Raw genomic sequence first — 23610 nt, forward strand, 5'->3', positions numbered from 1 at the left:
AAAGCAAGATACAAGCCAAAAAAAGGAGGAAAAATGGAATGAATAAAATAAAAAAAGCATTTTATAAAAAATGATGGTTTTGGCTGATTGTTATTGTATTTATAGGCGGTATTGGATCACAGTTAGGAAATAGTGACAGGGATAAAAACAATGTTCCTCAAAAGAAAGAATTCTATGAAATTGGAGAGGTTGTGGAGACAGACGAATATACATTCGTCGTTAATTCAGTTAGGGAAATGGAACCCTTTGAATATGCAGCACCTAAAGAAGGTAAAATAATAGTGGCCGTAGATGCAACATTCACCAGTAAAACCGACAAAGAAGTACACATCACTGCACTCAATAATGTGATAAAAGATGCAGATGGAAGATCTGCGGATATCTATTTATTCGGAGATAACGATGGTGGACTTGGCGGAAGTGTGATGGCCCACGAAAAACTAAGTGGTGAATCTGCATTTGAAGTAAATCCCGAAGGAGACCTATATTTCTATTTTGAGACTTCAGTTATCGGTGGCGATAAGATTAAAGTTAAGATTAGATAAGCCATTTGATAAATATAATATCTTGAAAGCACCCTCGCATTGTAGTGGGTGCTTTCATTTCTTAATATTCATTAACATTTTATTAAGAATACCTAATTCTTAGTTTCATTTGGGTGGAGCTTGTTATAATTTTGATGTAGCGATGCATGTCTTTCTCCATGAAAATAAGTTATCATCTGTACAATCGTTACAAACAAGACTCAAGTTCTCATACAGGCTCGAGTCTTTTTTATGTTACAATCCTCTTAGGGGGATGGAAATATGAAACAATCGATCATTAAGCATCAAAAGATGCTTTTAAGTTTTATCGCTTTTATTTTGGGATTATCTTTATCAAGGCTTCCACAAATAATTCGAACAGGCGTTTTTTGGTTTATGCTTGCTTATGGTATTTACGTTATCTATGATGCAATTCAAATTCAGAAAACGATTAAAGATAAATCAAACAAAAAAGCGTGAATCCTCACGTTTTTTCTATTAAAGCATTATGTTATCTTGCGTGAATTTCATAAACCCTTTCCCAAGAATGATATAATAATCGTAGGTGATAATATGGAAAACATACGACACGATCTTGAACATCGAGGATATCTCGACTTAAATATCGTGACACAGTGTGCAGACTTAAGTGATGACGCATTGGTAAAACAATTAAATGCGAAAACTGCACAAGAACGCACGGCAGCTGTCCATGTCGGTGCAAGAAGATGGAATTATGAACCCTGGTTTGTTGATTTGCTCTTGAAGCAATTAATGAATGAAAAAGCGCTCTATACACGACTTGAAATATGTCGTGTTTTAGAAGGTGGCAATAATGATGTCGCCGCTGCGATGATGCCCTATCTTGGAGAGATTGGGCACAATCAACATCAAAACATCCCAAAGGCAGTCTCGCGTAAACGAAGCTATCCTTTACCGCGTGATATCATTGCACGTACATTGGGTAATATGAATGCCGCAATTCTATACACAATGATTGATTCCTTAGGTTCGCTCTCACAACATCAAGTCAGTGAGTTTGTTGATGCTTACGGTTATTTTATTTCAAAGCATCCTCATTTGGCGACACAAGCACACTTAAATGTCATCGAATATCTCATCAATACTTACGCAGATGATGATTTAATTCTTTGGAAATGCATGCAATGTCTTTCAGTATTTCCACTTGATCGTGCGCTCGAAATTTTAAACAGCCAGTACTTAACCTGCGACCATCCGACGATTCAGTCCGAAATTAAACGCAGTATCCATCAAATTTCACGAAAAAGAGAAGCTATTTAGCTTCTCTTTTTGTATAGGGTTCCAGTTGGAAAAAGTAGCGATGTTTATGAGCGTATGCCTCAAGTTGGCAAATCCCTTGATACACCCCTTCATCCGATGCATCTTCCGTTACCGTCTGAAATAGCCCAATCTTTGGATTTTGCTTACGTTCATGAGCCATCGCTTTCTGAAACCAACCTTTGATGCGTTCAGGGGTAGAAGTACAGTAAATAATATCCATAATTTGTTCCCGTACCGTTTCGAAATCATCATTTTCTTGCGAGGCGAGCATCCGACCCAGAGTTCGAGCTTTGGTATCATCAATTTCTTGACATAAAAATTTAGTCGAATACCAAAGATGATAAACATCAGACCAAGTACACAATGATGTCTCCTTAACATAATCAATGGTTTTTACACGACGAACCACATCCCATGATTTCAAATCTGATTGTACCGTTTCAGATGTCACAGTAATGCCTTTATGAGGAAAATTCGCAACCCAGATAAAACGATCTGCTTCTTGAACTAAAATCGAATTGGGGATAATCCCTTCTAGTAAATAAATCGGCTCTTTCATGTTTGAATTAGACTGCGAAAATCGCGACTACGCCCAATGTATTCCAAATCATATGTAAATACATTGCAGCTTTGATGCTGTTTGTCTTTTCATAGATATATGCGAAAAATGCTCCCATTCCTGCATAAATTATAAGATTAAACATCATCACCCATTGCCCAGTCACAAGTTCCGTCGTAAGATGCATCAAGCCAAACAAAATCGAGCTTACTGCATAGGCTGCAAAGCGGTTTTTATGAATCAACTTGCGGAAAATTAATCCTCGGAAGAGCAGTTCTTCTTTAATTGGACCAGCAACAACCGCAAAAACAAAATACATAGGGAATCCAATCCCTTTCATTGCAATCAGCACTTCTTGATTAATCGGTTGACTGGATCCACCCAGTGTTTCAATAAGCATTGCCACCAATGGACTTACAATAAAATTCGCAAAAACCATTACTACAAAATAGAAACCGACCTTCCGTAATATGTGTATACGTGTTAATGGGTTTGGAAACGTACGTGCCTCCTTGATTAATGGTAAATTAATCCATAATAAAATTACCGTAGTTAACAACATCATTACAATGGGCGTAAACGCAGTCATGTTTATTTCTTGAACCATTTTCATCTCAATAAACACCCCGACAAATGCATCTGAAAATGTCGATAAAATAAAAATGGAAAGCACACTCCAAAATAATCGTTTTCCTTTTAAAGGGGATTCAATGTCCCCAATCCCAACCTCGTGGTTAACCGTCTCACCGTAGAAAATATCTTCTCTGTAATCCATTGACATACATCCTCCTCAAAATTACTTGCTTTAATTATACCTTAATTTAGCTCATTAATTCATCCTTCATGAACCGACGCTCTTGGGAGCAATAAAAAAATGCACCTAAGGTGCATTTAAGAAACCTGAAAGGCACACTCCGAGGATAAACGCACCTCGTCATTGCATCCGATTAACGTCTTACACATCGCAACCATTTCAGTTGCGTATCCATTCCCTCGAAACGCTTCCTCGACATAAATCATTTGAAGTCGTGCGTGATTCTTATTAAAGGAATCTTTTTGAATGTGCGCAAACCCTGCTGGAAAGCCACAATCATATTTAATAACAAAAACATCTTGATCTGAATTTAGTTGTTCTTGTATTACGGCATGCCGATGTTCGTAAGAACAATCAGTCTCACACATAATGCTTAGATATACCAATTCTTCAAGTTGTTCTGGGGTACCAAGACAAATCATTACGACATCCTCCATAAACCTATCTTATCGTATTCATGGTCATGTGTCATGAAAATTAAATGAGCGTTTATGTAACGGCGCTCACAACCGTAACACCATAACGCGGTCGCGTATCAATGTCAATTATTTCAAGCATTTCTAATAAAAAATATCGTTTTTACGACGGTGCGTGCTATACTAAAAACAGTAAAAAGAGGTGTACTATGAAATCAATCGATCTTCAACACGAGAACAGTCGTTTCGCATATGTTTTTTCATTTATTTCCGGTTATTTAGATGTTTTAGGAATCCTTGCCATTGGTGGTGTATTCCTGTCTTTTATGAGTGGTAACTCAACCCGCTTAGGGATTCATTTGATTAACCAAGAATGGATTGAAGTTCTTCGCTATGTTTTGGTACTCATTTCCTTTGTTCTAGGATCTTTTATCGGTAACCTTTTCTGCACTGGTAGTCATGCGCAATCCATCAAAAAAATTTTAGAACTTGATATCCTCTGTTTGGTCGTCGCTCTGGCGTTTCAATTTACCACCTATCAAACGTGGAGTTTTCCCCTCAGAAGTTTTGCGATGGGAATTCAAAACAAGGCCCAAGTTGAAGTTAATAACGCAACAATTGGGAAAGGATTTATGACCGGAGTGCTTTATGGTATTGGTGAAGCGTTTGCGCGCTTTGTACGCAAAGAGACGAGCTGGCATGAAGTATCAACATTAATTCTAACATGGTTCTTATTTTTTTTAGGCGCCATGACGTCAACCTGTCTACTCTGTTTCATCAATGCTACGCTTGCATTAGGATTGATTGTTGGTTTTATATGTTTCATTTATCTTAGTTTTTGTTTCTATCATCAACACTAAAAAGAGCCACCGAGGTGGAGGTGTCAAACAAAAGTAGACATTAATAAAACACTAGAAACCCTTATCCATTTTATATTGGGTAGGGGTTTTGTAATTTAAACAGTAAGCAGGTCTTTCAAAATTAAAATAATGTACATATTCTTCGATAAAATTTTCAAAGTTATCTACGGACCAGTATTGATAATCACACGCCATTTCTGCTTTAATCCACCCATTTAATGATTCGATAATTGGATTATCTGTAGGTGTTCCAGCTCGCGACATAGATCTAATTATGTTATAATTTTCATGCGCTTTAGCGAAAGCTTTAGAGTGGTAGACAGCTCCTTGATCTGTGTGAAGAATCGTGGGAGCTGTTTTTTTATTATCCTTAAGTAGCAAGGAGATCCTCGAGACACTTGTAGTAAGGCTTAGGATCACCAGTTGTACGCGATAATGCAGAACTTATAATTTCATTGTTGAAGGTATCAACCATGAAAGTCCATTTATTATTTAATCCACCTTTGGGTCTTCCCATCATTAATACCTCCGTTTTATCTTTGATTTTATTATTACACAAAAAAAGTAGACAAGTCTTTTTTACTTGTCTACTTTTAGTTTACTACTCCACCGAGGTGGCTCTTTTTAATTTAAGCTTTTATGAGGCCCAAGAATATGAATTTCAAATTCATGATCATGTGCATCAATTTCAAGGATGCTGTTATCTTCCACATCCTTTTCAATAAGAAGGTATGCAATTTTGGTTTCAATTTCACGTTGTATAAAACGCTTCATTGGTCGTGCACCATAGGTTACATCGCTACCTTCCGCAACAATTAAATCAATTGCCTTGTCTGTAACACTTAATTTAAGGTTACGTCTTCCAATACGGACCGCAAGCTCATCAATGAACTTACGAGCAACATCATGAAGCACCGCATCGTTTAGGGCATTAAAGACAATGATTTCATCAATACGATTGATAAACTCAGGTTTAAAATGTGCTTGGACCGCTTGCATGTATTGTTTGTCTCTACTTGCTTGATCCGATTCAAAAGCAAACTGACTTCCAAGATTCGAGGTCATAATGATGATTGTATTTTTAAAATCAACCATTACCCCTTTACTATCCGTAATGTGTCCATCGTCAAGAATTTGAAGGAGTACATTAAACACATCCGGATGTGCTTTTTCAATCTCATCCAAAAGCACGATTGAATACGGATGACGACGTACTTGTTCCGTCAATTGGCCACCTTGTTCGTAACCAACATATCCAGGAGGGGCACCGATAAGTCTTGATACGCTGTGTTTTTCCATATACTCGCTCATATCGATACGAATAATTCGGTTTTTATCGTCGAAAAGCTGTTGGGCTAAAACACGAGCAACTTCTGTCTTCCCAACACCTGTTGGACCCAAGAACATAAATGAACCTAAAGGTCTATTCTCATCTTGTATTTGTGCCTTCGAGCGAAGAATTGCATCTGTAACTGTTTGAAGGGCTTCATCTTGTCCTTTAACATACATTTCCAACTCATGTTTAAGGTTCAAGAGTTTTTCACGCTCGGAAGCTACAAGTTTTGTGATATCAATTTGCGTCCAACGCGATACGATTTCAGCAATCAACGCTTCATCAACTACTTCTTGAATCATGCTTCCAGAATTTTCGTTATCATTGCTTTCTTGAATTTGACTTTCAAGGGCAGGAATGGTTTCGTATTGTAGACGTGCAGCTTCTTCATAACGCGCTTCATTTTGTGCTTTCTCAAAGTCTAAACGTGCACGTTCTAAAGCCTCTTTCGCATCTTTAACCCCATCAACTTGTGCTTTTTCTTTTTCCCATCGTGCATAAAGATCTTGATAGGTCTCTTTGAGGTTGCTGAGTTCTTCTACAATCTCATCACGACGTTCAAGCGTCCTCGCATCAGTTTCTTTTTTTAGGGCAGCTTCTTCAATTTCAAGTTGGCGTATTTTCCGTGTTAATTCATCCAATTCTTCTGGCATCGATTCCATTTCGACGCGAATGGAAGCACATGCTTCATCAATCAAGTCGATGGCTTTATCCGGCAAGAAGCGATCTGTAATATATCGATCCGATAATTTCGCAGCCGCTACAATGGATTCATCCAAAATTTTAACACCATGATGCGATTCAAAGCGATCTTTAAGACCTCTTAATATGGAAATGGTGTCATCTACTGAAGGTTCATTTACAGATACACGTTGGAAACGACGTTCAAGTGCGGCATCCTTTTCAATGTGTTGGCGGTACTCATTATACGTTGTCGCACCAATTAGGTGGAGTTCACCACGGGCTAACATCGGTTTTAATAAGTTTGCGGCATCCATAGATCCTTCTGTTTTACCTGCACCTACAAGATTATGAATTTCATCAATAAATAGAATGATGTTTCCATCTGCTTGTTCTACTTCTTCGAGAACCGCCTTCAATCGCTCCTCAAATTCACCGCGGTATTTTGCGCCGGCAATCAAAGAGCCCATATCCAACTCGATGAGTTGTTTGTTTTTCAAGCTAAAAGGCACATCACCACGCATAATACGCCATGCAAGTCCTTCAGCAATCGCAGTCTTACCAACACCCGGTTCTCCAATTAGAATTGGGTTGTTTTTGGTTTTACGTGATAGAATTTGGATTACTCTTCGAATCTCATCATCACGCCCGATAATAGGGTCAATCTTACCATCACGAACATCCTTCACCAAATCACGTCCGTATTTTAACAAGGCATCAATTTGATTTTCAGCTTGGGGTGAATCCATGACTCTTCCGGACCGATGACTGAGAATTGAAGCCTCGATTGTGCGGGTATCTACAAGATTACGATATGCACTTACAGCTTCCAAAATTCCCAGAAAAAGGGCAAATAGGGAAATATAGGTATCCCCTTGTTTCGTTGACCATGCTTGAGCTTTCGCAAAAACATCTGTGATTTCTTGGTCCATAGTCAATTGCGCACCTTGCACCTTTGGAAGTTTATCCAACCGTTCATCGGCAGATTGAAGAAGTTCCGACTTATTCGTTCCTGTCTCTTCCAAAATTAAATCGAGATCACCTGAATTCAAAAGTGCTTTCATCAAGTGGGCTGACGACACGGCACTGTGTTGCATTTGTGTCGCATAGTTCACAGCTTCCATTAAAGCTGCTTGAGCTTTTTCAGTTAAATTTTCGTAGTTCATGCAATTCACCTCCATTTTAGCAATTAACTACTTAGAGTGCTAATATTTAATTTAAAGAAAAGTGACGTGTGTCACTTGAACGCTTTTTTAAAGCGGTCAAAGACACTATCACCTTTTACTTCTGTTTCTTTTAACGCTTCTAAATGTTCACGTTGTTGACGTGATAATTTAGTTGGAACTTCTAATTTAACTTCAACATATTGGTCTCCCATACGTCCTGATCGAAGGTCTTTAACCCCTTTTTCACGAAGTCTAAATTTAGTATTAGGTTGTGTACCTGCAGGTATTGTTAATTTAACATCACCATGCACAGTTGGTACTTCAATCTCCGTACCCAATGTGGCATCGATTACTGATAAAGGAATGTTAATATAGATGTCATTCCCCTCACGTCTGAAGTGCTTATGTGTTCCAACTACAATCTCGATAAAGAGATCGCCGTTTGGTCCACCATTGGCGCCGCGCTCACCCTTACCAGAAACACGTAATTGTTGTCCGGTAACGATGCCCGCAGGAATTTTAATATCCACTTCGACACGCTTTGTATTATATCCTTTACCATGACACTCGCCACATCGTTTTGTAATTGTTTTACCAGTACCACCACAGTCTGGACATGTTGCTTGAGATTGGAACACACCAAAAGGTGTACGTTGTTGCGTTACCGTTTGCCCCGTTCCACCACAACGTGAACATGTCTTGATATCATCTTTGCTGTGTGCACCCGAACCATGACACGATGTACATTCTTCATCGACATTTAAAGTCACGGATTTGTTGGCACCAAACACAGCCTCCATAAAGTCAATTCGCATACTCATAAAGCGATCTTGACCCTTCATAGGTCCATTAGGATTACGACGTTGGCCTCCGCCTCCGCCGCCGAAGAATGAACTAAAGATATCACCGAAATCATCAAATCCACCGCTAAAGCCGCCTCCAAACCCGCCGGCTCCTTGATCAAAGGCAGCATGGCCAAACTGATCATAGTTCGCACGTTTTTGAGAATCACTAAGGACTTCATAGGCTTCTTGGACTTCTTTAAATTTAGCTTCAGCACCATCCTCTTTGTTAATATCAGGATGGTACTTCTTCGCTAACTGGCGATAGGCTTTCTTAATTTCTGCATCTGTGGCAGATTTACTTACTCCAAGTATTTCATAAAAATCTCTTTTATCTGCCATATCTACCTCCGAAAGTTTTTAAACTAGTTTTTTTCTTCAAATTCAGCGTCAACAACTGTTTCATCACTTGACGAAGCATCTGCTTCAGCTTGACCTGCTTGTTGTTCATACATTGCTTGTGACATTGCTTGAGCTGCTTGTTCTAATTGATCAAGTTTTCTTTTAATGTTTCAAAATCATTGTTATCCATTGCTGTTTGCAATTCATCACGTAATTTTGTAACTTCTTCTTTTTGAGCATCATCCACAGGTGAATCTTCACTTGCTAAGGACTCATCAATTTGATGAATGAATTGTTCTGCACGGTTTTTAAGCTCTGCTTCTTCTTTTAATCGTAAATCTTCGGAAGCATTTTCTTCAGCTTCTCGAACCATGCGTTCGATTTCTTCATCACTTAATCCTGAGCTGTTTGAAATTGTAATGGATTGTTTTTTGTTTGTTCCCTTATCCATTGCTGAAACGTTTACGATACCATTTACGTCAATATCGAATGTAACTTCAATTTGAGGAATACCTCGTTTTGCAGGAGCAATACCATCTAATTTAAATAAACCAAGTGATTTATTGTCTTTAGCCATTGGACGTTCCCCTTGTAAGACGTTAATGTCTACAGCGGGTTGATTATCTGCTGCTGTTGAGAATACTTGTGATTTTGATGTTGGGATTGTTGTATTACGTTCAATAAGAACGGTCATCACACCACCCATTGTTTCAATACCTAATGATAATGGTGTAACGTCAAGAAGTAACACATCTTTAACATCTCCTGAAATAACACCACCTTGAATTGCGGCACCCATTGCAACAACTTCATCAGGGTTAACAGATTTATTTGGTTCTTTTCCTAATTCATTTTTAACAGCTTCAACCACAGCTGGAATACGTGTTGATCCACCAACAAGCAATACTTGATGAATATCATTTTTAGTAAGTCCAGCATCTTTTAGTGCTTGACGAACTGGAACCATTGTACGTTCAACAAGGCTCTTTGTCATTTCTTCAAACTTAGCACGTGATAATGTTGTTTCCAAGTGTAATGGACCATTTTCGCCTGCTGAGATAAATGGTAATGAAATTGAAGCATTTACAGTTGAAGATAAATCTTTCTTCGCTTTTTCTGCTGCTTCTTTTAGACGTTGCATAGCCATTTTGTCGGATGATAAATCAATACCATTTTCTTTTTTGAAAATATCGACTAAATAATCAACAACGATGTGGTCAAAGTCATCTCCACCTAATTTGTTATCTCCAGCAGTTGATAATACTTCAAATGTACCATCTGCTAATTCAAGAATGGAAACGTCGAAGGTACCACCACCAAGGTCAAATACTAATACTTTTTCTTCATCTTTATCTGTTTTATCGATTCCAAATGCAAGCGCAGCCGCAGTTGGTTCGTTAATAATACGTTCTACTTCTAAACCTGCAATCTTCCCAGCATCTTTTGTTGCTTGACGTTGTGCGTCATTAAAGTATGCAGGTACGGTAATTACAGCCTTTGTAACTTTTTCACCAAGATAATCTTCTGCATAGCTCTTCATATAGCCTAAGATCATTGCTGAGATTTCTTCTGGTGTATACTCTTTTCCTTCAAGTGTAACTTTTTCGCCTGTACCAATTAAACGTTTAACTGATACTGCGGAGTTAGGGTTTGTTACAACTTGACGTTTCGCTGCATCCCCAACAATACGCTCACCATTTTTAAAGCTGACTACAGAAGGTGTTGTACGATTTCCTTCTGGGTTTGTAATTACTTTTGCTTCTCCACCGTCCATTACGGAAACAGCTGAGTTTGTTGTTCCTAAATCAATACCAATAACTTTACTCATAATATATATATCCTCCTATTGACTCACTTTTACAAGACTCGCACGTAGAATGCGATCTTTTAACATATATCCTTTTTGGAATTCTTCAATAACTATATTGGATTCAACACCTTCTTTTTCCCCTGTCATCATTGCTTGATGAATATTTGGATCAAAGGGTTGGTTCAATGCATTAATCGGTTCAACACCTTCTGCTTTAAGCGATGCCATTAACTGATCGTAAATCATTTGTACACCATCTCGTAAAGCCTCATCAGTTGTTTCTTGTTTTAATGCACGTTCCAAATTATCTAACACAGGCAACACATCTGCTGCAAATCCTTGAATACGGTATTTACGCAGTTGATCATGCTCGCGTTGCAGACGTTTTTTTAAATTTTCTGTATCTGCTAACATTTTAAAATAGTCGTTTTTTAACGTTTCAATTTCTTTTCGTAAGGCTTCATTCTCATCAATTGCTTCATCATTTTCAGAAGTATCATTTACTGAGTCTGAAGTTTCAATTTCTTCGCTGTTTGTTGATTCAAGTACTGTTTCATCTTGAACTTCTTCATGCAATTCTTCAGCGGTTTTATTCGTCTTGCTCATCATTGCCACCTTTCCCATACACCGTTTCGATCATCTCCGAAACATAATCCATCAACGAGACAACGCGACTGTATTCCATTCGACTTGGTCCCACAATCATCAACTTATGCTCATGATTATCGAGTAAATTAAACGAACTGGATACAACGGCCATATCATCAACCCAAACAATTTCACTTTGATCGCCTTTTTTAAGACTCAAGTGATTTTGTCCTGTGGATAAGTTACGCCACATTTCACTGTTTTCGAGCATATCCATCATTTCACGAAGTTTCTCTATGTTTGAGAATTCTGGCTGGTATAACATATTTCGTTCACCGCTTAAATAGACTTCGTCTTGAGCAAATTTAATAAATGCTCCTACAAACGCTTCAAAGAGTACCTCATATTTTTCAATTCGTCTTGATAAAATTGGTCTTAAACTTTCCATCTTATCAACAACTTCTGAAAGTGCTGTACCTTTTAATCGTTCATTTAATATTGAAGTACACGCCTCAAGGTCATTCACATCGACTTTACTATCAAAATTAAAAATTCGATGCTCTGCATGCCCTGACTCTGTAACGAACACGGCCATTGCATTAAATTCGCTCAATGGAATTAATTGAACACTTTTCAGTGTTTCATTCATCGCACTGGGACCTAATACAACCGTGGTTAGATTCGTCATCTGTGATAAAATATCACAGCTTTGTCGAATCGCTTCATCAATACCGAGTCGTCGATCGGAGAAAATTTGAGCAATCGCGGTTTCAATCCCGTAATTCTCTTCTTCATCCATGAGGTGTTCTACATAGAATCGATACCCTTTTGTTGAAGGAATGCGTCCACTGGACGTATGTGTCTTTTCCAGTAGTCCTATTTTTTCTAAATCTGACATCTCATTTCGTATTGTCGCAGACGAGTATGATAAGTTATATTTATCGATTAACGTCTTCGAACCCACTGGTTCAGCAGTGTTAATAAACTCTTTAACAATCGCCTTAAATATCTCTATTTTGCGTGGCGTCAACATATTATTCTCGCCTCCTAAACACTCTATTCTTTGTGTCTAGTATTATTCTACACCACGAGTTTAGCACTGTCAACCTTTAAGTGCTAAAAAAATAAAAAAGGACCTAATTGTCCTTTTTGTAGTATCGTACTTTACTTATACCATACTCCTTAACGCAGTCTAGATAAAACCCGTCAATCACATCCGGCAAATCATAGTTCTTATCCGTCTCACAAATTATTAAGCCATCCTCTGCAACCAAACTACGCTTAATAATGATTTTGATAATTTCAAGGGTATGTTCGTATCGATATGGAGGGTCAAGGAAAACAAACTCGAAAAATCCAGATACCGTCTCCAATAATTTCATTGAGTCGCCTTTTTTAAGTTGGACACATCCTTCAAGATCAAAAGTCTTGATGTTATCTCGAATAACGTTATAAGCACGCACATCTTTCTCAAAAACAACTGCATGTTCGATGCCTCGACTGATTGATTCAAGAGCCATAGCTCCCGATCCCCCAAAGACATCTAACATTTTTCCTTCATTAAAAAATGGCCCAATCCGATTAAAAATTGCTGCGCGAACTTTATCGGTCGTCGGGCGCGTTGTATCTCCCTTTAACGTCTTAATTGGTCGCGAACCAAATGTTCCTGCTACAACTCTCATTACACTACCTCTGTTAAGCGTTTCAAATTCTCTTTGCGTTTCATTTCTTCTTGTTTTATGCGTAATTGATCTTTACGTTTGATATTAATAATTCCCATTTCATAACGTGAAATGACATTTTGTGTTAACCCGATCGCCAACATAATCGCCATACGACTGGATCCCCCTTTAGAGATAAACAGAAGTGGTACTCCAGTTAACGGAATCAACGCGGTAATACCTCCGATATTAAAGATAAAGTGAATCATAATATAAGCAACAGTACCCATTAAGATAACTTTATCCGATTCTTGTTTCACTTTGAACGAATACTTAACGAGTTGATACAACATCGTACCATATCCAATTACAATAATTGAGAATCCAATCATGCCTAATTCTTCGATTGTGACAGCGAGAATAAAGTCAGTATGCGCTTCAGGAAGATACCCATATTTGATAAGACTATTTCCATAACCCATCCCAAACATTCCACCTTTAAACATTGCAACCATTCCATTAAAGATTTGGTAGCCACTACCATAGCGGTCCAAGAATGGATTTGAGGACGTTTTAAAACGACCAATCATATAAGGTGGGATATTTAATTTTTCAATAAGACTAATACCAAATGAGGAATCTAAAAAGATCAGTCCAACAATTCCCACACCTGCTAGGATGAACATCCACTTTTGTAATCGCGTTAGTTTATCATGAGATGGAATTAATACACAGATATAAGCAATTCCAAGAATAACAACCGCCGACCCAAGGTCATGCTGTGCTTTCACAACAAAAAGGAAAATCGCAAGAATAATAAAGAACGGCTTCTTTACTAAATCAAATGTGCTTGCCTTCGTCCGTTTATTTCGATCTGCGAGAAACGTCGCAATGGTTAAAATTCCGAAAATCTTTGCAAACTCACTGGGCTGAATGGTCATAATTTTAAGATTAATCCAAGCTTTTGCACCATTAATGGCCGGGAAAACGAGCGTAATCCCCAAAAGACCCACCATTAAGAGTAATATTTTGGCGTAATTCTTTCGAAAATAATTAAGCGAAAATCGCCGCGCAACCATAACCATCATAATATAGGATACAATTACAAAAACAAGCTCCTTAACTGCGACTAAGACTAATGACTTGGCTGTACTTCCTGATGTCATACTTCCGGAGATAACCATAAGGACCCCAAAGATATTTAATATTAACGCTGCTGCATGAATTGGGCGGTTATAGCCCATTGGCATTTTAAGTGATATTTTTCTTTTGTTCATGGCTTTATTCTATCATAGATATAATGAAAAATAAGCGAAAGCCTTTCAAAAGAGTAAAATACGATAAACTATGCTTAAAGAGTTTGAATAGACCCACATATAATTCATACTTAAATATTATAATATATGTAGTGTATATTATTTATTTTTATCATGGAATAGAGGAATTTTAAATGCACGATATAAATATGGACACAATTGTCCTAGATCCAAACCCAGTTCTGCGTCAAAAATGCGAACCGGTGTCTTTTCCTTTTTCGGAAGAAGACCGTAATACACTTGAAAACATGTTGCAATATGTTCGTGATTCAAGGGATCCTGAACTTGCTGAAAAGTATAATTTGCAACCAGCAAATGGCATTGCCGCACCTCAAATTGGTGTTGCGAAACAAATGACAGCCCTTGTTGTTGATCTTGAAGATAAGCATGGCAATGTCAAAACCGTTGAATATGCCTTAGTGAATCCTAAGATTGTTTCTCACTCAGTAAAACAATGTGCGCTCAGTTATGGTGAAGGGTGCTTATCCATTCGGAAAGATTATCCTGGCCTCGTACGTCGTAGTCAACGCATCAAAGTTTTAGCGTACGATATGATTACAGACCAACGTATTGAGATTGTCGCAAAAGACATCTTAGCAATTGTTTTACAACATGAAATTGATCATTTAAATGGTGTGCTTTTTTACGATCACATTGATTCAAAGGACCCATGGATGGCTGAAAAAGGACTTAAAATCATAGAATAGGAGATTATATGGACGAAAAAAATATGAAATTAAGAAAAACCGATACCCTAGTCTATGCTTTAGGTGGCTTGGGCGAAGTCGGTAAAAATATGTACTGTATTGAACATGATGATGAAATTATCATTATTGATTGTGGGGTAATGTTCCCCGAAGAAAACTTATTGGGTGTTGATTATGTCATTCAAGACTATGCTCACTTAATTCGCAATCAAAAGAAAGTCAAAGCGCTTGTGATTACACACGGCCATGAAGACCACATCGGTGGAATTCCTTTCTTACTCCAAAAAGTTAATGTTCCTCAAATCTATGCACCTCAATTTGCGAAAGCACAAATTGAGCGCAAGCTTGAAGAACGTAAAATACGAACAAAACATAAGATTCAAGAAATTGATTCAAAATCTACCATTAAAACAAAACATTTTGTTATTGGATTCTTTAATGTCGTTCACTCAATCCCAGATGCTCTTGGTGTTCTTGTAAATACGCCAAATGGTCGTATTGTTTCAACTGGCGATTTCAAATTTGATTTAACACCGGTTGGAAATAATCCTGATTACCAAATCATGTCATATATGGGCGAGATTGGTGTGACCTTATTGATGAGTGACTCAACTAATGCGGAAGTTAGCGGATTTTCCATCAGTGAAAAAGAAGTTGGTCGCGAAATTAAACGCATTTTCAATAAAACGGAAGGACGCATCATTATCGCAACGTTTGCCTCAAATGTTTATCGCGTTCAACAAATTATTGAAGCAGCTATTGCGGATGGCCGCAAAATTGCAATCTTTGGTCGTTCCATGGATAACGTTGTAAATATTGCTCGTAAACTTGGACATATCGATGCTGCTGATAAACATTTCGTTAATGCGCATCAATTAAACAAATTACCTGCAGATCAAGCCTGTATTATTTGTACAGGAAGCCAAGGTGAACCACTCGCTGCTCTAAGCCGTATTGCGAATGGAACACACCGTCAAATCAGCATTATGCCTGGCGATACTGTTGTATTTTCTTCAAGCCCAATTCCTGGAAATGCTACCAGTGTTTCCCATGTTGTAAACCAATTGACACGTGCAGGGGCAAATGTTCTCACGAACTCACCTCTAAATTCAATTCATACAACAGGTCATGCTTCAAAGAAGAACAAACACTGATGCTTCAATTAATCAAACCAAAATTCTTTATGCCAATGCACGGTGAATACAAGATGCTAAAAGCACACCGTCAAACAGCAATCGAAACGGGTGTTGATCCAGATAACATCTTTATTTGTTCAAATGGTGATGTCGTTGCCCTTCGTGACGGTGTTGCGTTTATGAGCGATACACGTATTCAAGCAGACGATATTTATGTTGATGGCAATGATTCCAGCGGTTTATCCACAGCTGTTCTTAAAGATCGTAAGATTTTATCCGACAGCGGTCTTGTTTCAGTCGTTGTTACCATCGATTCACGTCAAAATAAAATTTTATGTAAACCAACGATTGTGACACGTGGATTTGTATTTATTAAAGAAAATCAAACATTACTCAAAGAAGCTGAGCTTGTTGTCTATGAAGCGTTAAAAAAACGCATGACAAAAAAAGTTACCTTCGGGGAAATCAAAAACACAATCCGTGGTTCGCTTGAGCCATTCTTATACAAACATACACAACGTAACCCACTTGTTATTCCTGTAATCTTAAATCAAAAAACAGCAATGGCACCGGTTAAAGGTGAATCAAAAAAAGAAAACACGACTCAAGAAGCGAAACCTGTAAAAAAACAGAAAAAAAATAACAACAAACCCAATCACGAACCGAAACAACAAAAGGATGCTAAAAAACCAAAATCACCAAAAGTACCAAAACCTCAACAACCGCGTAAAGCATGAGTAAAAAAAAGTTAGCGGTTTTACTGGGGTTAATCGCAATTACGTCATCTCTAATCTATTTAGAAATGACACATTTTGCACCCCAGCGTGTTAAGTTGCGTATTGAAATGGTGGAATCAACACGCATTCCTGCATCCTTTAACAATCTTTCGATTGGATTTTTATCCGATGTGTACAGTCATGATGATAATCTCGATAAGGCCTTAAAAGAACTTGATTCGTTTAAGCCAGATATGATTATTTTTGGTGGTAATCTATTTAAAGCAGCACCGTCAGAAAAAGAACAAACTGAAATGATTGAAAAACTAAGTAAGTTGAATGCGAAACTTGGTAAGTATGCGGTATTGGGTGAAAATGATATCCGTAAAGCAAACGAAGTAACACAGGCTGTGTTAACGAAAAGTGGATTCAAACTTATTTCAAATACTAAAATTGATGTTCATAACTTTACCAATGAATCGATTCAACTCGTTGGAATCGATGCAAACAATGACATCAACAAAGAAACTGAGTTCCCTTACCCTTCAACATCCGAAGACATCTTCAACATTACCATTGCCAATAATCCGGATAATATTAAAGAGTTCGATGATACTGAAGTCGATCTGATGCTCTCTGGAAAAACCATGGGTGGTTACATTCGTTTACCACTCATTGGATCGATTACCGAGTCCTCAGATTATATTAATAAACGTCAAACGGTTGATGAAACAACCCTCATCATCTCTTCAGGAATTGGTTTAAAAGAACCTGAAATGCGCCTTTTATCAAATCCTGATGTAATGATTGTTATTTTAAAAAGCCCAGAAGCATAGGGCTTTTTTTTTGGAGGTATTATGAATCATAAAGAACAATCTCATAAATGGATGCAACAATTCCTCAACAATGACGCTGTTGTTGTTGATATGACCTGTGGTAATGGCTATGATACACAATTTCTTGCGTCACAAGCAGGTCATGTATATGCAATTGATATTCAAGAAGAAGCGATCGAAAGTGCAAAAAAACTGAATCAAGGATCCACGAATATAACCTATATTCATTCCGATCACAGTCGTGTCAATTTCAAAGAAAAAGCACCCTTTACAGGTGCTATCTACAATCTTGGATACTTGCCTCGAAGCGATAAGTCGATCATCACAACATCACATACGACGGTCGCTTCCCTCAAAATTATTATACCTTTGCTGACTGATTTTTTAGTTATCGCTTGTTATTTAAAACATGAAGGCGGTTATGAAGAGTATGTGGCTGTTCGTGATTATATCGTCTCAACCCACTTGCCTTATGAGACCTTAGAATATGAAACACCGCTTAGTCCCATTACATTTCTTGTTGATCTAAGAAATAACGCATCATAACCCGCTCTCGTGCATGAACCAGCTCATTAACCCCTTCTTGAGGCTGATTGAGTGTTTCAAGCCACATTTCAGGGAAACACCAAATAACATCGTCAAATAACTGTTCTTCAAGACGCGTTCGAGCTGAATGCGTCATTTTTGTAATGTAACAGACAAAATAATTATGCACCGTTGTGCGATTTAATAAATTATAGACGTCCACAATACTTGCGAGATATGAAATTGAATCAACTTCATATCCCAGTTCCTCATGAATTTCGCGATGAACCGCTTGAACCATCGACTCACCAACTTCAATGCCACCACCGGGTGATTCGTAGTGATTTCGTTTACCAAATAAATCCTGGCCTTTAATCAAAATCATCGCACACTGTCCCAATTCATTCATGACAAAACAACGAACGGTATTACGAACATGACAGATATTAGCCTCTTTAAATTGATCATCCTCGAGATATTTAACGATCATTTGAAACCTCCTTGTAATAGAAAAAGACGCTGCGCCTTTCAATGAAGTTGTTGAATCACACAAATATCTTGGGGGTAAAGAATATTTGGTGTCCAACCGGTCATCACTGACCATGTAGAATAATACGCTCTTGGTCATTTATTGTCAAGGATATAACCAAAATTAAATTTTATTAAGATTTACTTTGATAACAAAGTAACAAGTATCGAGTAACGTAACGAAAGAGGTTTCCCCTCTCTTCAATTAATCATTATGACGTCGTTTTAATGCAATTACCAACCCTAATAGAATAATGCCATTGTAAAGGTTAGCATTTGAAACTCCTGTTTTAGGAAGTGTCGAAGTCGCGGTGACTTCATTATTTTCCAGTTTGGAAGTGCCATCTACGGAGTCCACTTGGTTTGTATCTTGCTCCGGTTTCACTTCTGGTTTTTCCTCCGGTTTCACTTCTGGCTTCTCTTCTGGCTTTTCCTCTGGTTCTTGAGGTTCTACCACTACATCTTTCAGTTCAAGTGAATTCCTTGCATTTTCGAGATTTTCCACCGCCTGATTCAACTCTTCTGGTGAAACAGGTTTGGGTATTGCAATGCTTCTAAATTGACGCCCTTGAATTCGATTCAAGATTGCATTTGCCTCTTGAAGTGCATTTTCAAATTTTGAGAAACTTGCTTCAGTATACTTTGATTCATCAAGATTGCGCGCCTCTTCGATTTGTTGTTCCAATCGCTGAATCAATGCTTCATCAAGCTTAATTGGTTTTAAGTTTAAGATTGCATCTTGAAGTTTATCCACAAGTGCATCAATCTCATCTTGGGGGAGATCATGGTTCCCACGCATTGCTTTCACAGTTTCAATGGATTCATGCAGGGCTTTAAAGGATGACGCGTCATAACGGTTTGACTCAAGTTCATCAAGGACTTCCATGAGTTCATCAACGGCTTCCCAATCTTGAGGGTTATCAATTCGCTCAAGCAGTGACAAGGCGTGTTTTAAGTTTTCAGCTGCATCGTCAATATCTTGTTGCGTTGATAATTCTAATGCCGCAATCGTACGCGCGTGTTTATGTGCATCATGAAGACGAATGAGGCTGGATTCTGTATAGAGATTTAGATCAACTGCATCCGCTTCTTGAATCAATTCCTCGAGGTATTCTGTATTGCGGATACGTTTTAAGCCATCCATGGCCTCCTGTAGCGTTTGTACCAATGCATCTATCGCCTCTTGACTGTCTACATCATTTCGTGATGCTTTAACATGTTCCAGCACATCTTTAAGTGTAGCGATGCTCGCGTCTGTGTAAAGCTTGATATCAATGGATGCTGCTTCTTCAATGAGAGCATCAAGTGCTTTTGTGTCTAATTTTAACACGAGCTGTTCCAGTGCTTCATGGAGTCGTTCATGCATTGACTCATAGTCTTTTTCGGTTCCTTCATTACCTGAAACCAACGCTTTAGCTTCTTCGTAGACCGCATCAAGTTTAGCTAAAGAGTCTTCCGTATAGACACTTCGATTCATCGCTTCGATTTCATGCAGACGTTCTTGAAGTTTCACATACTCAATATTTTGAATTTTTTCGAGTTGTTTAATTGCATCAGTCAACGTGGTAACCATCATTTGATAATCGCTTTCTTGGCTACTTTCTTGATCAATCAGTGATTGTGCTTCATTGATCACGGCATCCACAAGCTGAAGGGATGCTTCAGTATAGATTTTACGATCAAGCGCTTGATATGCTTTGAGCTGTGTAACCAGTTCTTGATATGATTTCGATTGAACCAGTGTGATAAGGACTTCATCAAGAGCCACATCACCTTTCACATCAAAAGCATACTCACGGACATTATCCGGATATCCTTTCGGTAATGATTTGAGTGTCAGTGTGTATTGTCCCAGTAGCAATTCCGTTTGTAGATGATCTGCACCACTTATCCCCTCAAATACCGTTTCACCAACACTATTTTTAATCATAAACGGTACTGTCACAGCTGCCCCTACATCACTTGTAATGTGAATTGAGGTCAAGGCCTTGGTTTCAGTTGGAATCTCAAAGGCAATACTGTTTTTAAAACTCTCCTCTGAAAAATCGGGTTGAATGATGTAATAAATTAAACCATCGTATTCCTTAAAATTAAATTCTTTAAGTGCAACCGTTCCTTTTTTCTCATTTCGAATAGATTGAACCGGTTTTGTATCCTCAAGTTTGCGGTAGAGATGAATCGTTGTTTTTTCAGGAACATGTTTAAATGTTAAGGATCCAATCCCATTTGATTGTGGTTTTGCTTCTACTTGACTAAGCAGTAGATTATTCGGTTTTGGGAAGGAATCTGTTTCAAACATCTGCCATTCATAAATTCGAACGGCTTGCCATGGCGATGATCCCGCTAAGTCGATTTTTAATTTCCATTCCTGAGCCGTAATCGGTTGATCCAACAAGACATCCGTCACCGCTTCACGATTGTTTCGTATTTCTTTTGCTAGGACCCAATTTCCCTGTTCATTTTTATAATGTAGCGAGAAGTTAATCGTATTGATGTCTTTCGCTTCACCTCCATACTCAGCATGTTCAACACGCCAACGTTTAATCGTGCGTGCAGCATCAAGTTTAATATCCATATAACCGCTGCTCTTAGGTGATGACGCCCATTTACTGTTTCCTTGTGCGGTTCCATCCAGTGCTTTTGACGCTGGTTCCGCATCGTTTTGGTGACTGACACCAGTAACTTCCGCATTTAATGCTACATTGACCGGAACTTCCATCTCAACCACTTCACTTCGGTTTAAATCGACACCCCAATCAAAACGACCTACACTTGGTTCACCACGATACCCCTCTTTATTAATTGTTTTAATTTGAATGGTTGTATGATTGTCTTCAAATGCATTCCCATCACTTCGGGTGATCTTATCCGCATAGAAATGGTTATTTGTACTGGTTCCTAATAATACGGGTACACCGTCATTATTAACTTGATAGACTTCATAGTACTTGGCCCCCTCTACCGTGTCCCATGTCGCTCTAAATTGGCCCATACGTGCATCCGAAAGTAATTGTTCTGTAACAACAATATTGGATGGACCTGCTAGAAGCGGTGCGGTGTTTGTATAGACCTGAATTTGACCGAGATTCACTTTAATCGGTCCCGTTTGATTAGCTCCAACGTTTAAACTTAATGCATACATAACAGAACCACTATAATCCGCTAAGTCAATCGTATGGCGTACCCATCCGTTTTCATCGGATGCAAGCGTAAAATGTGTTGCATTATGGTCTTTATAGTTTTCATCAAAAGATACCCCTAATTTTAATGATGTATTCGGAGTTGTTTTGGTAACGATATCAATTTTTGTCGTATCGGTTACATTTAATTTGGTACTATATAACATCACTTCATTGGCGTCCCCTGCTTTAAAATCACCTTCTATTTTTAAAGAATTGCCGCTATTATACGCATCATCAAAATCGTAAGCAATGGCGGCACGTGGCGCACCTTCTTTGAGATCTTTAACCCAGAATCGCCATGTTGGCATAATATCTTGAATTGCGCGATTATGCCATGCGCCTTCACGGGCTAAAACACCATCTGCAAACCATTTACGTCCGTGACCAGAATTAAAACTTGTTTGGAATTCAGTTCCGGTAATTACAGATTTATCCACTACATAACGTGACATCCCCTTCCAATTTTGGGAATCATCCGCTAAAGTTGGATCGCCTTGTGGACCTGTATATAAGATGTTTTCTTGGTTATGGAAATCTTCAGGATCTTTCGCAAGCCCCATGGTTGAGTTGGATGCATACAATGCAATGGATGATAAAATACGTTTATCCGTACCAATTAAAGTCCGTGCATCAATATTTGTTTTATGTGAACGTTGTTGGATTTCAAAACCGGTATAAGCCGCAAAAGGATCACGACCGATTGATTTTAAGTAGTCTGAAGTTCCTTGCACACGACCTTGCCAGTTATAGTTAATAAAGAATTCATCCACACCAAAGTCATTATCGTGATCAACCGGTTTCATCCATAAATCATTATATTGATTGATGGCATTTTGATGACTCACGTTCCCATTATTTGCCATAGCATCATCCCACGAGATATTTATTGGGTAACCCATATCTCTTGACTTTTGACGCATATAACGCAACATTGCATTCAATTGATTTGCTACACGCTGGTTGGAACCATACGTCTCTTGGTTAAAGAAATAGCCATCAAAGCCAAAATATTGAGCAATCTCAATCATCTTATCAGCTGCTGGGAATGAACCGTCAGGATTTTGTTGGACCATGGCTTCAAGTTCTTTTAGGGAGTCGGGTTGACCACTTCCCCAATGAAATCCTAACGTAGCATAAACCGGTACCCCATTTTTATGCGCCGCATCAACGATATCTGGTGAAGGCAACGCAAAAATCCCTTCATCCGTACCCGCCCAGTATATAAGGGAATCAATGTACTGCCAGTTATCAAATGCGTAAATATTAAAATCACTACCACCCGTTGATGGTGAGCTGTCATGATTTGCATTAATGATTGCCGCATTCGTGATCTTTGCATCGGGATGCGCAAGATCATTAATTTGATGCCCTTTAAAACGATTGGTATTTAACGGTATGGTTGATCGATTTAATGCAGCATCAGGATCAGTTTCTGGACTCCATTTCATCAATGTTTCAAGTCGAAATGCAGGTGATAACGGTTGAAGCGATAGACCCTCGTGATATGCTTCATTCACCTCATCCGTTCCATCCCCCGTTACAAGTGCGTGAGATGGGATTACAAAAAAAAGGTAATAGTAACGAAAAACTGGTGACAACCACAAGTGTTGTCTTGAGATAAGACTTAAATCTAGAATTTCTTTTCATAAATATCCCCTTTCAAGTGTGCATACGTTTCCGGAAAACGCTTACACTACTATGGTATTTTGAATCGAAGTTCTGAACAAGTCACAAATCATATGTTTTTGGGTATAAAAAAAAGACCT

General features: G+C 38.3%; 20 protein-coding genes and 2 pseudogenes. 8 read left to right on the forward strand and 14 right to left on the reverse strand.

All coding sequences use genetic code 11. The annotated features are described in order from the left end of the window. Positions 1–179: 179 nt before the first annotated feature. The 3 genes from EEI45_RS06875 to EEI45_RS06885 all read left to right on the forward strand — a co-directional run bounded on the left by EEI45_RS06875 (position 180) and on the right by EEI45_RS06885 (position 1826). Positions 180–545 carry a DUF4352 domain-containing protein gene (locus EEI45_RS06875; RefSeq protein WP_228410591.1) on the forward strand — a complete coding sequence of 122 codons (366 nt, stop codon included), beginning with the start codon at positions 180–182 and terminating at the stop codon, positions 543–545. A gap of 261 nt (positions 546–806) precedes the next feature. Further along, entirely contained in the window at positions 807–1004 is a 198-nt protein-coding gene (locus EEI45_RS06880) for a hypothetical protein (RefSeq protein WP_125164657.1), read from the forward strand. A 93-nt stretch (positions 1005–1097) separates the two neighbouring features. Further along, positions 1098–1826, forward strand: coding sequence for a hypothetical protein (locus tag EEI45_RS06885; protein WP_125164658.1), 729 nt, complete (start codon positions 1098–1100; stop codon positions 1824–1826). On the opposite strand, the gene EEI45_RS06890 is transcribed toward EEI45_RS06885, so the two are convergent. The 3 genes from EEI45_RS06890 to EEI45_RS06900 all read right to left on the reverse strand — a co-directional run bounded on the left by EEI45_RS06890 (position 1819) and on the right by EEI45_RS06900 (position 3621). Beyond that, positions 1819–2385, reverse strand: coding sequence for a hypothetical protein (locus tag EEI45_RS06890; protein ID WP_125164659.1), 567 nt, complete (start codon positions 2383–2385; stop codon positions 1819–1821). The genes EEI45_RS06885 and EEI45_RS06890 overlap by 8 nt on opposite strands. 7 nt (positions 2386–2392) lie before the next feature. Continuing rightward, on the reverse strand, positions 2393–3160 hold the full coding sequence (locus tag EEI45_RS06895; RefSeq protein WP_125164660.1) for a CPBP family intramembrane glutamic endopeptidase: 768 nt from the start codon (positions 3158–3160) through the stop codon (positions 2393–2395). Between the two features lie 116 nt (positions 3161–3276). Further along, positions 3277–3621 (reverse strand): GNAT family N-acetyltransferase, encoded by a 345-nt coding sequence (locus EEI45_RS06900; RefSeq protein WP_125164661.1) that lies wholly within the window; start codon positions 3619–3621, stop codon positions 3277–3279. A gap of 203 nt (positions 3622–3824) precedes the next feature. Here EEI45_RS06900 and EEI45_RS06905 point away from each other — a divergent pair, with 203 nt between their 5' ends. Beyond that, positions 3825–4475 carry a YoaK family protein gene (locus tag EEI45_RS06905; RefSeq protein WP_125164662.1) on the forward strand — a complete coding sequence of 217 codons (651 nt, stop codon included), beginning with the start codon at positions 3825–3827 and terminating at the stop codon, positions 4473–4475. Between the two features lie 51 nt (positions 4476–4526). Here EEI45_RS06905 and EEI45_RS06910 read toward each other — a convergent pair whose 3' ends face one another. The 9 genes and pseudogenes from EEI45_RS06910 to EEI45_RS06945 form a co-directional block, all read right to left on the reverse strand. Beyond that, positions 4527–4856: an integrase core domain-containing protein gene (locus EEI45_RS06910; RefSeq protein WP_164503738.1), complete on the reverse strand. Its 330-nt coding sequence runs from the start codon at positions 4854–4856 to the stop codon at positions 4527–4529. Then, positions 4846–4995 carry a hypothetical protein gene (locus EEI45_RS09535; RefSeq protein ID WP_228410297.1) on the reverse strand — a complete coding sequence of 50 codons (150 nt, stop codon included), beginning with the start codon at positions 4993–4995 and terminating at the stop codon, positions 4846–4848. Before EEI45_RS09535 ends, EEI45_RS06910 begins: the two co-directional genes overlap by 11 nt. Before the next feature lie 104 nt (positions 4996–5099). Then, positions 5100–7655, reverse strand: a complete 2556-nt coding sequence (locus tag EEI45_RS06915) for an ATP-dependent Clp protease ATP-binding subunit (RefSeq protein WP_125164663.1) — start codon at positions 7653–7655, stop codon at positions 5100–5102. A gap of 71 nt (positions 7656–7726) precedes the next feature. After that, positions 7727–8839 (reverse strand): molecular chaperone DnaJ, encoded by a 1113-nt coding sequence (gene dnaJ / locus EEI45_RS06920; protein WP_125164664.1) that lies wholly within the window; start codon positions 8837–8839, stop codon positions 7727–7729. A gap of 23 nt (positions 8840–8862) precedes the next feature. Continuing rightward, positions 8863–10667, reverse strand: a pseudogene (gene dnaK / locus EEI45_RS06925) (molecular chaperone DnaK). Between the two features lie 15 nt (positions 10668–10682). Further along, positions 10683–11255 (reverse strand): nucleotide exchange factor GrpE, encoded by a 573-nt coding sequence (grpE, locus tag EEI45_RS06930; protein ID WP_125164665.1) that lies wholly within the window; start codon positions 11253–11255, stop codon positions 10683–10685. Beyond that, the gene (gene hrcA / locus EEI45_RS06935) at positions 11239–12270 is read right to left on the reverse strand and encodes a heat-inducible transcriptional repressor HrcA (protein ID WP_125164666.1); all 1032 of its coding nucleotides are present in this window, start codon (positions 12268–12270) and stop codon (positions 11239–11241) included. Before hrcA ends, grpE begins: the two co-directional genes overlap by 17 nt. A gap of 103 nt (positions 12271–12373) precedes the next feature. Then, positions 12374–12919, reverse strand: coding sequence for a 16S rRNA (guanine(966)-N(2))-methyltransferase RsmD (gene rsmD, locus EEI45_RS06940; RefSeq protein WP_125164667.1), 546 nt, complete (start codon positions 12917–12919; stop codon positions 12374–12376). After that, positions 12919–14175, reverse strand: coding sequence for an FtsW/RodA/SpoVE family cell cycle protein (locus EEI45_RS06945; protein ID WP_125164668.1), 1257 nt, complete (start codon positions 14173–14175; stop codon positions 12919–12921). Before EEI45_RS06945 ends, rsmD begins: the two co-directional genes overlap by 1 nt. 173 nt (positions 14176–14348) lie before the next feature. Here EEI45_RS06945 and def point away from each other — a divergent pair, with 173 nt between their 5' ends. The 4 genes and pseudogenes from def to EEI45_RS06965 all read left to right on the forward strand — a co-directional run bounded on the left by def (position 14349) and on the right by EEI45_RS06965 (position 18155). Then, a complete protein-coding gene (gene def / locus EEI45_RS06950) occupies positions 14349–14921 on the forward strand; it encodes a peptide deformylase (RefSeq protein WP_125164669.1) in 573 nt (190 codons plus the stop codon). Positions 14922–14929: 8 nt separating this feature from the next. Next, positions 14930–16794 (forward strand): annotated as a pseudogene (rnjA, locus tag EEI45_RS06955) (ribonuclease J1). After that, complete coding sequence (locus EEI45_RS06960) at positions 16791–17609, forward strand: metallophosphoesterase (protein ID WP_125164670.1); 819 nt, start codon at positions 16791–16793, stop codon at positions 17607–17609. The pseudogene rnjA and the gene EEI45_RS06960 overlap by 4 nt, the downstream one beginning before the upstream one ends. 21 nt (positions 17610–17630) lie before the next feature. Beyond that, complete coding sequence (locus EEI45_RS06965; protein WP_125164671.1) at positions 17631–18155, forward strand: class I SAM-dependent methyltransferase; 525 nt, start codon at positions 17631–17633, stop codon at positions 18153–18155. Here the strand turns inward: EEI45_RS06965 and EEI45_RS06970 are convergent. Both EEI45_RS06970 and EEI45_RS06975 read right to left on the reverse strand, forming a co-directional pair. Continuing rightward, positions 18118–18624: an NUDIX domain-containing protein gene (locus tag EEI45_RS06970; RefSeq protein WP_125164672.1), complete on the reverse strand. Its 507-nt coding sequence runs from the start codon at positions 18622–18624 to the stop codon at positions 18118–18120. The genes EEI45_RS06965 and EEI45_RS06970 overlap by 38 nt on opposite strands. Positions 18625–18867: 243 nt before the next feature. Next, a complete protein-coding gene (locus EEI45_RS06975; RefSeq protein WP_228410298.1) occupies positions 18868–23442 on the reverse strand; it encodes an endo-beta-N-acetylglucosaminidase in 4575 nt (1524 codons plus the stop codon). Positions 23443–23610 lie beyond the last annotated feature (168 nt).

Origin of the sequence: Erysipelothrix piscisicarius, from assembly GCF_003931795.1 — a bacterium.
Classification (GTDB): domain Bacteria; phylum Bacillota_I; class Bacilli_A; order Erysipelotrichales; family Erysipelotrichaceae; genus Erysipelothrix; species Erysipelothrix piscisicarius.

Excerpts from the sequence above, each read along its gene's own strand:
- EEI45_RS06880 (WP_125164657.1), top strand. The coding sequence starts at position 807 with ATGAAACAATCGATCATTAAGCATCAAAAGATGCTTTTAAGTTTTATC.
- EEI45_RS06885 (WP_125164658.1), top strand. The coding sequence starts at position 1,098 with ATGGAAAACATACGACACGATCTTGAACATCGAGGATATCTCGACTTA.
- EEI45_RS06890 (WP_125164659.1), bottom strand. The coding sequence starts at position 2,385 with ATGAAAGAGCCGATTTATTTACTAGAAGGGATTATCCCCAATTCGATT.
- EEI45_RS06895 (WP_125164660.1), bottom strand. The coding sequence starts at position 3,160 with ATGGATTACAGAGAAGATATTTTCTACGGTGAGACGGTTAACCACGAG.
- EEI45_RS06900 (WP_125164661.1), bottom strand. The coding sequence starts at position 3,621 with ATGATTTGTCTTGGTACCCCAGAACAACTTGAAGAATTGGTATATCTA.
- EEI45_RS06905 (WP_125164662.1), top strand. The coding sequence starts at position 3,825 with ATGAAATCAATCGATCTTCAACACGAGAACAGTCGTTTCGCATATGTT.
- EEI45_RS09535 (WP_228410297.1), bottom strand. The coding sequence starts at position 4,995 with ATGATGGGAAGACCCAAAGGTGGATTAAATAATAAATGGACTTTCATG.
- EEI45_RS06915 (WP_125164663.1), bottom strand. The coding sequence starts at position 7,655 with ATGAACTACGAAAATTTAACTGAAAAAGCTCAAGCAGCTTTAATGGAA.
- dnaJ (WP_125164664.1), bottom strand. The coding sequence starts at position 8,839 with ATGGCAGATAAAAGAGATTTTTATGAAATACTTGGAGTAAGTAAATCT.
- grpE (WP_125164665.1), bottom strand. The coding sequence starts at position 11,255 with ATGAGCAAGACGAATAAAACCGCTGAAGAATTGCATGAAGAAGTTCAA.
- hrcA (WP_125164666.1), bottom strand. The coding sequence starts at position 12,270 with ATGTTGACGCCACGCAAAATAGAGATATTTAAGGCGATTGTTAAAGAG.
- rsmD (WP_125164667.1), bottom strand. The coding sequence starts at position 12,919 with ATGAGAGTTGTAGCAGGAACATTTGGTTCGCGACCAATTAAGACGTTA.
- EEI45_RS06945 (WP_125164668.1), bottom strand. The coding sequence starts at position 14,175 with ATGAACAAAAGAAAAATATCACTTAAAATGCCAATGGGCTATAACCGC.
- def (WP_125164669.1), top strand. The coding sequence starts at position 14,349 with ATGCACGATATAAATATGGACACAATTGTCCTAGATCCAAACCCAGTT.
- EEI45_RS06960 (WP_125164670.1), top strand. The coding sequence starts at position 16,791 with ATGAGTAAAAAAAAGTTAGCGGTTTTACTGGGGTTAATCGCAATTACG.
- EEI45_RS06965 (WP_125164671.1), top strand. The coding sequence starts at position 17,631 with ATGAATCATAAAGAACAATCTCATAAATGGATGCAACAATTCCTCAAC.
- EEI45_RS06970 (WP_125164672.1), bottom strand. The coding sequence starts at position 18,624 with ATGATCGTTAAATATCTCGAGGATGATCAATTTAAAGAGGCTAATATC.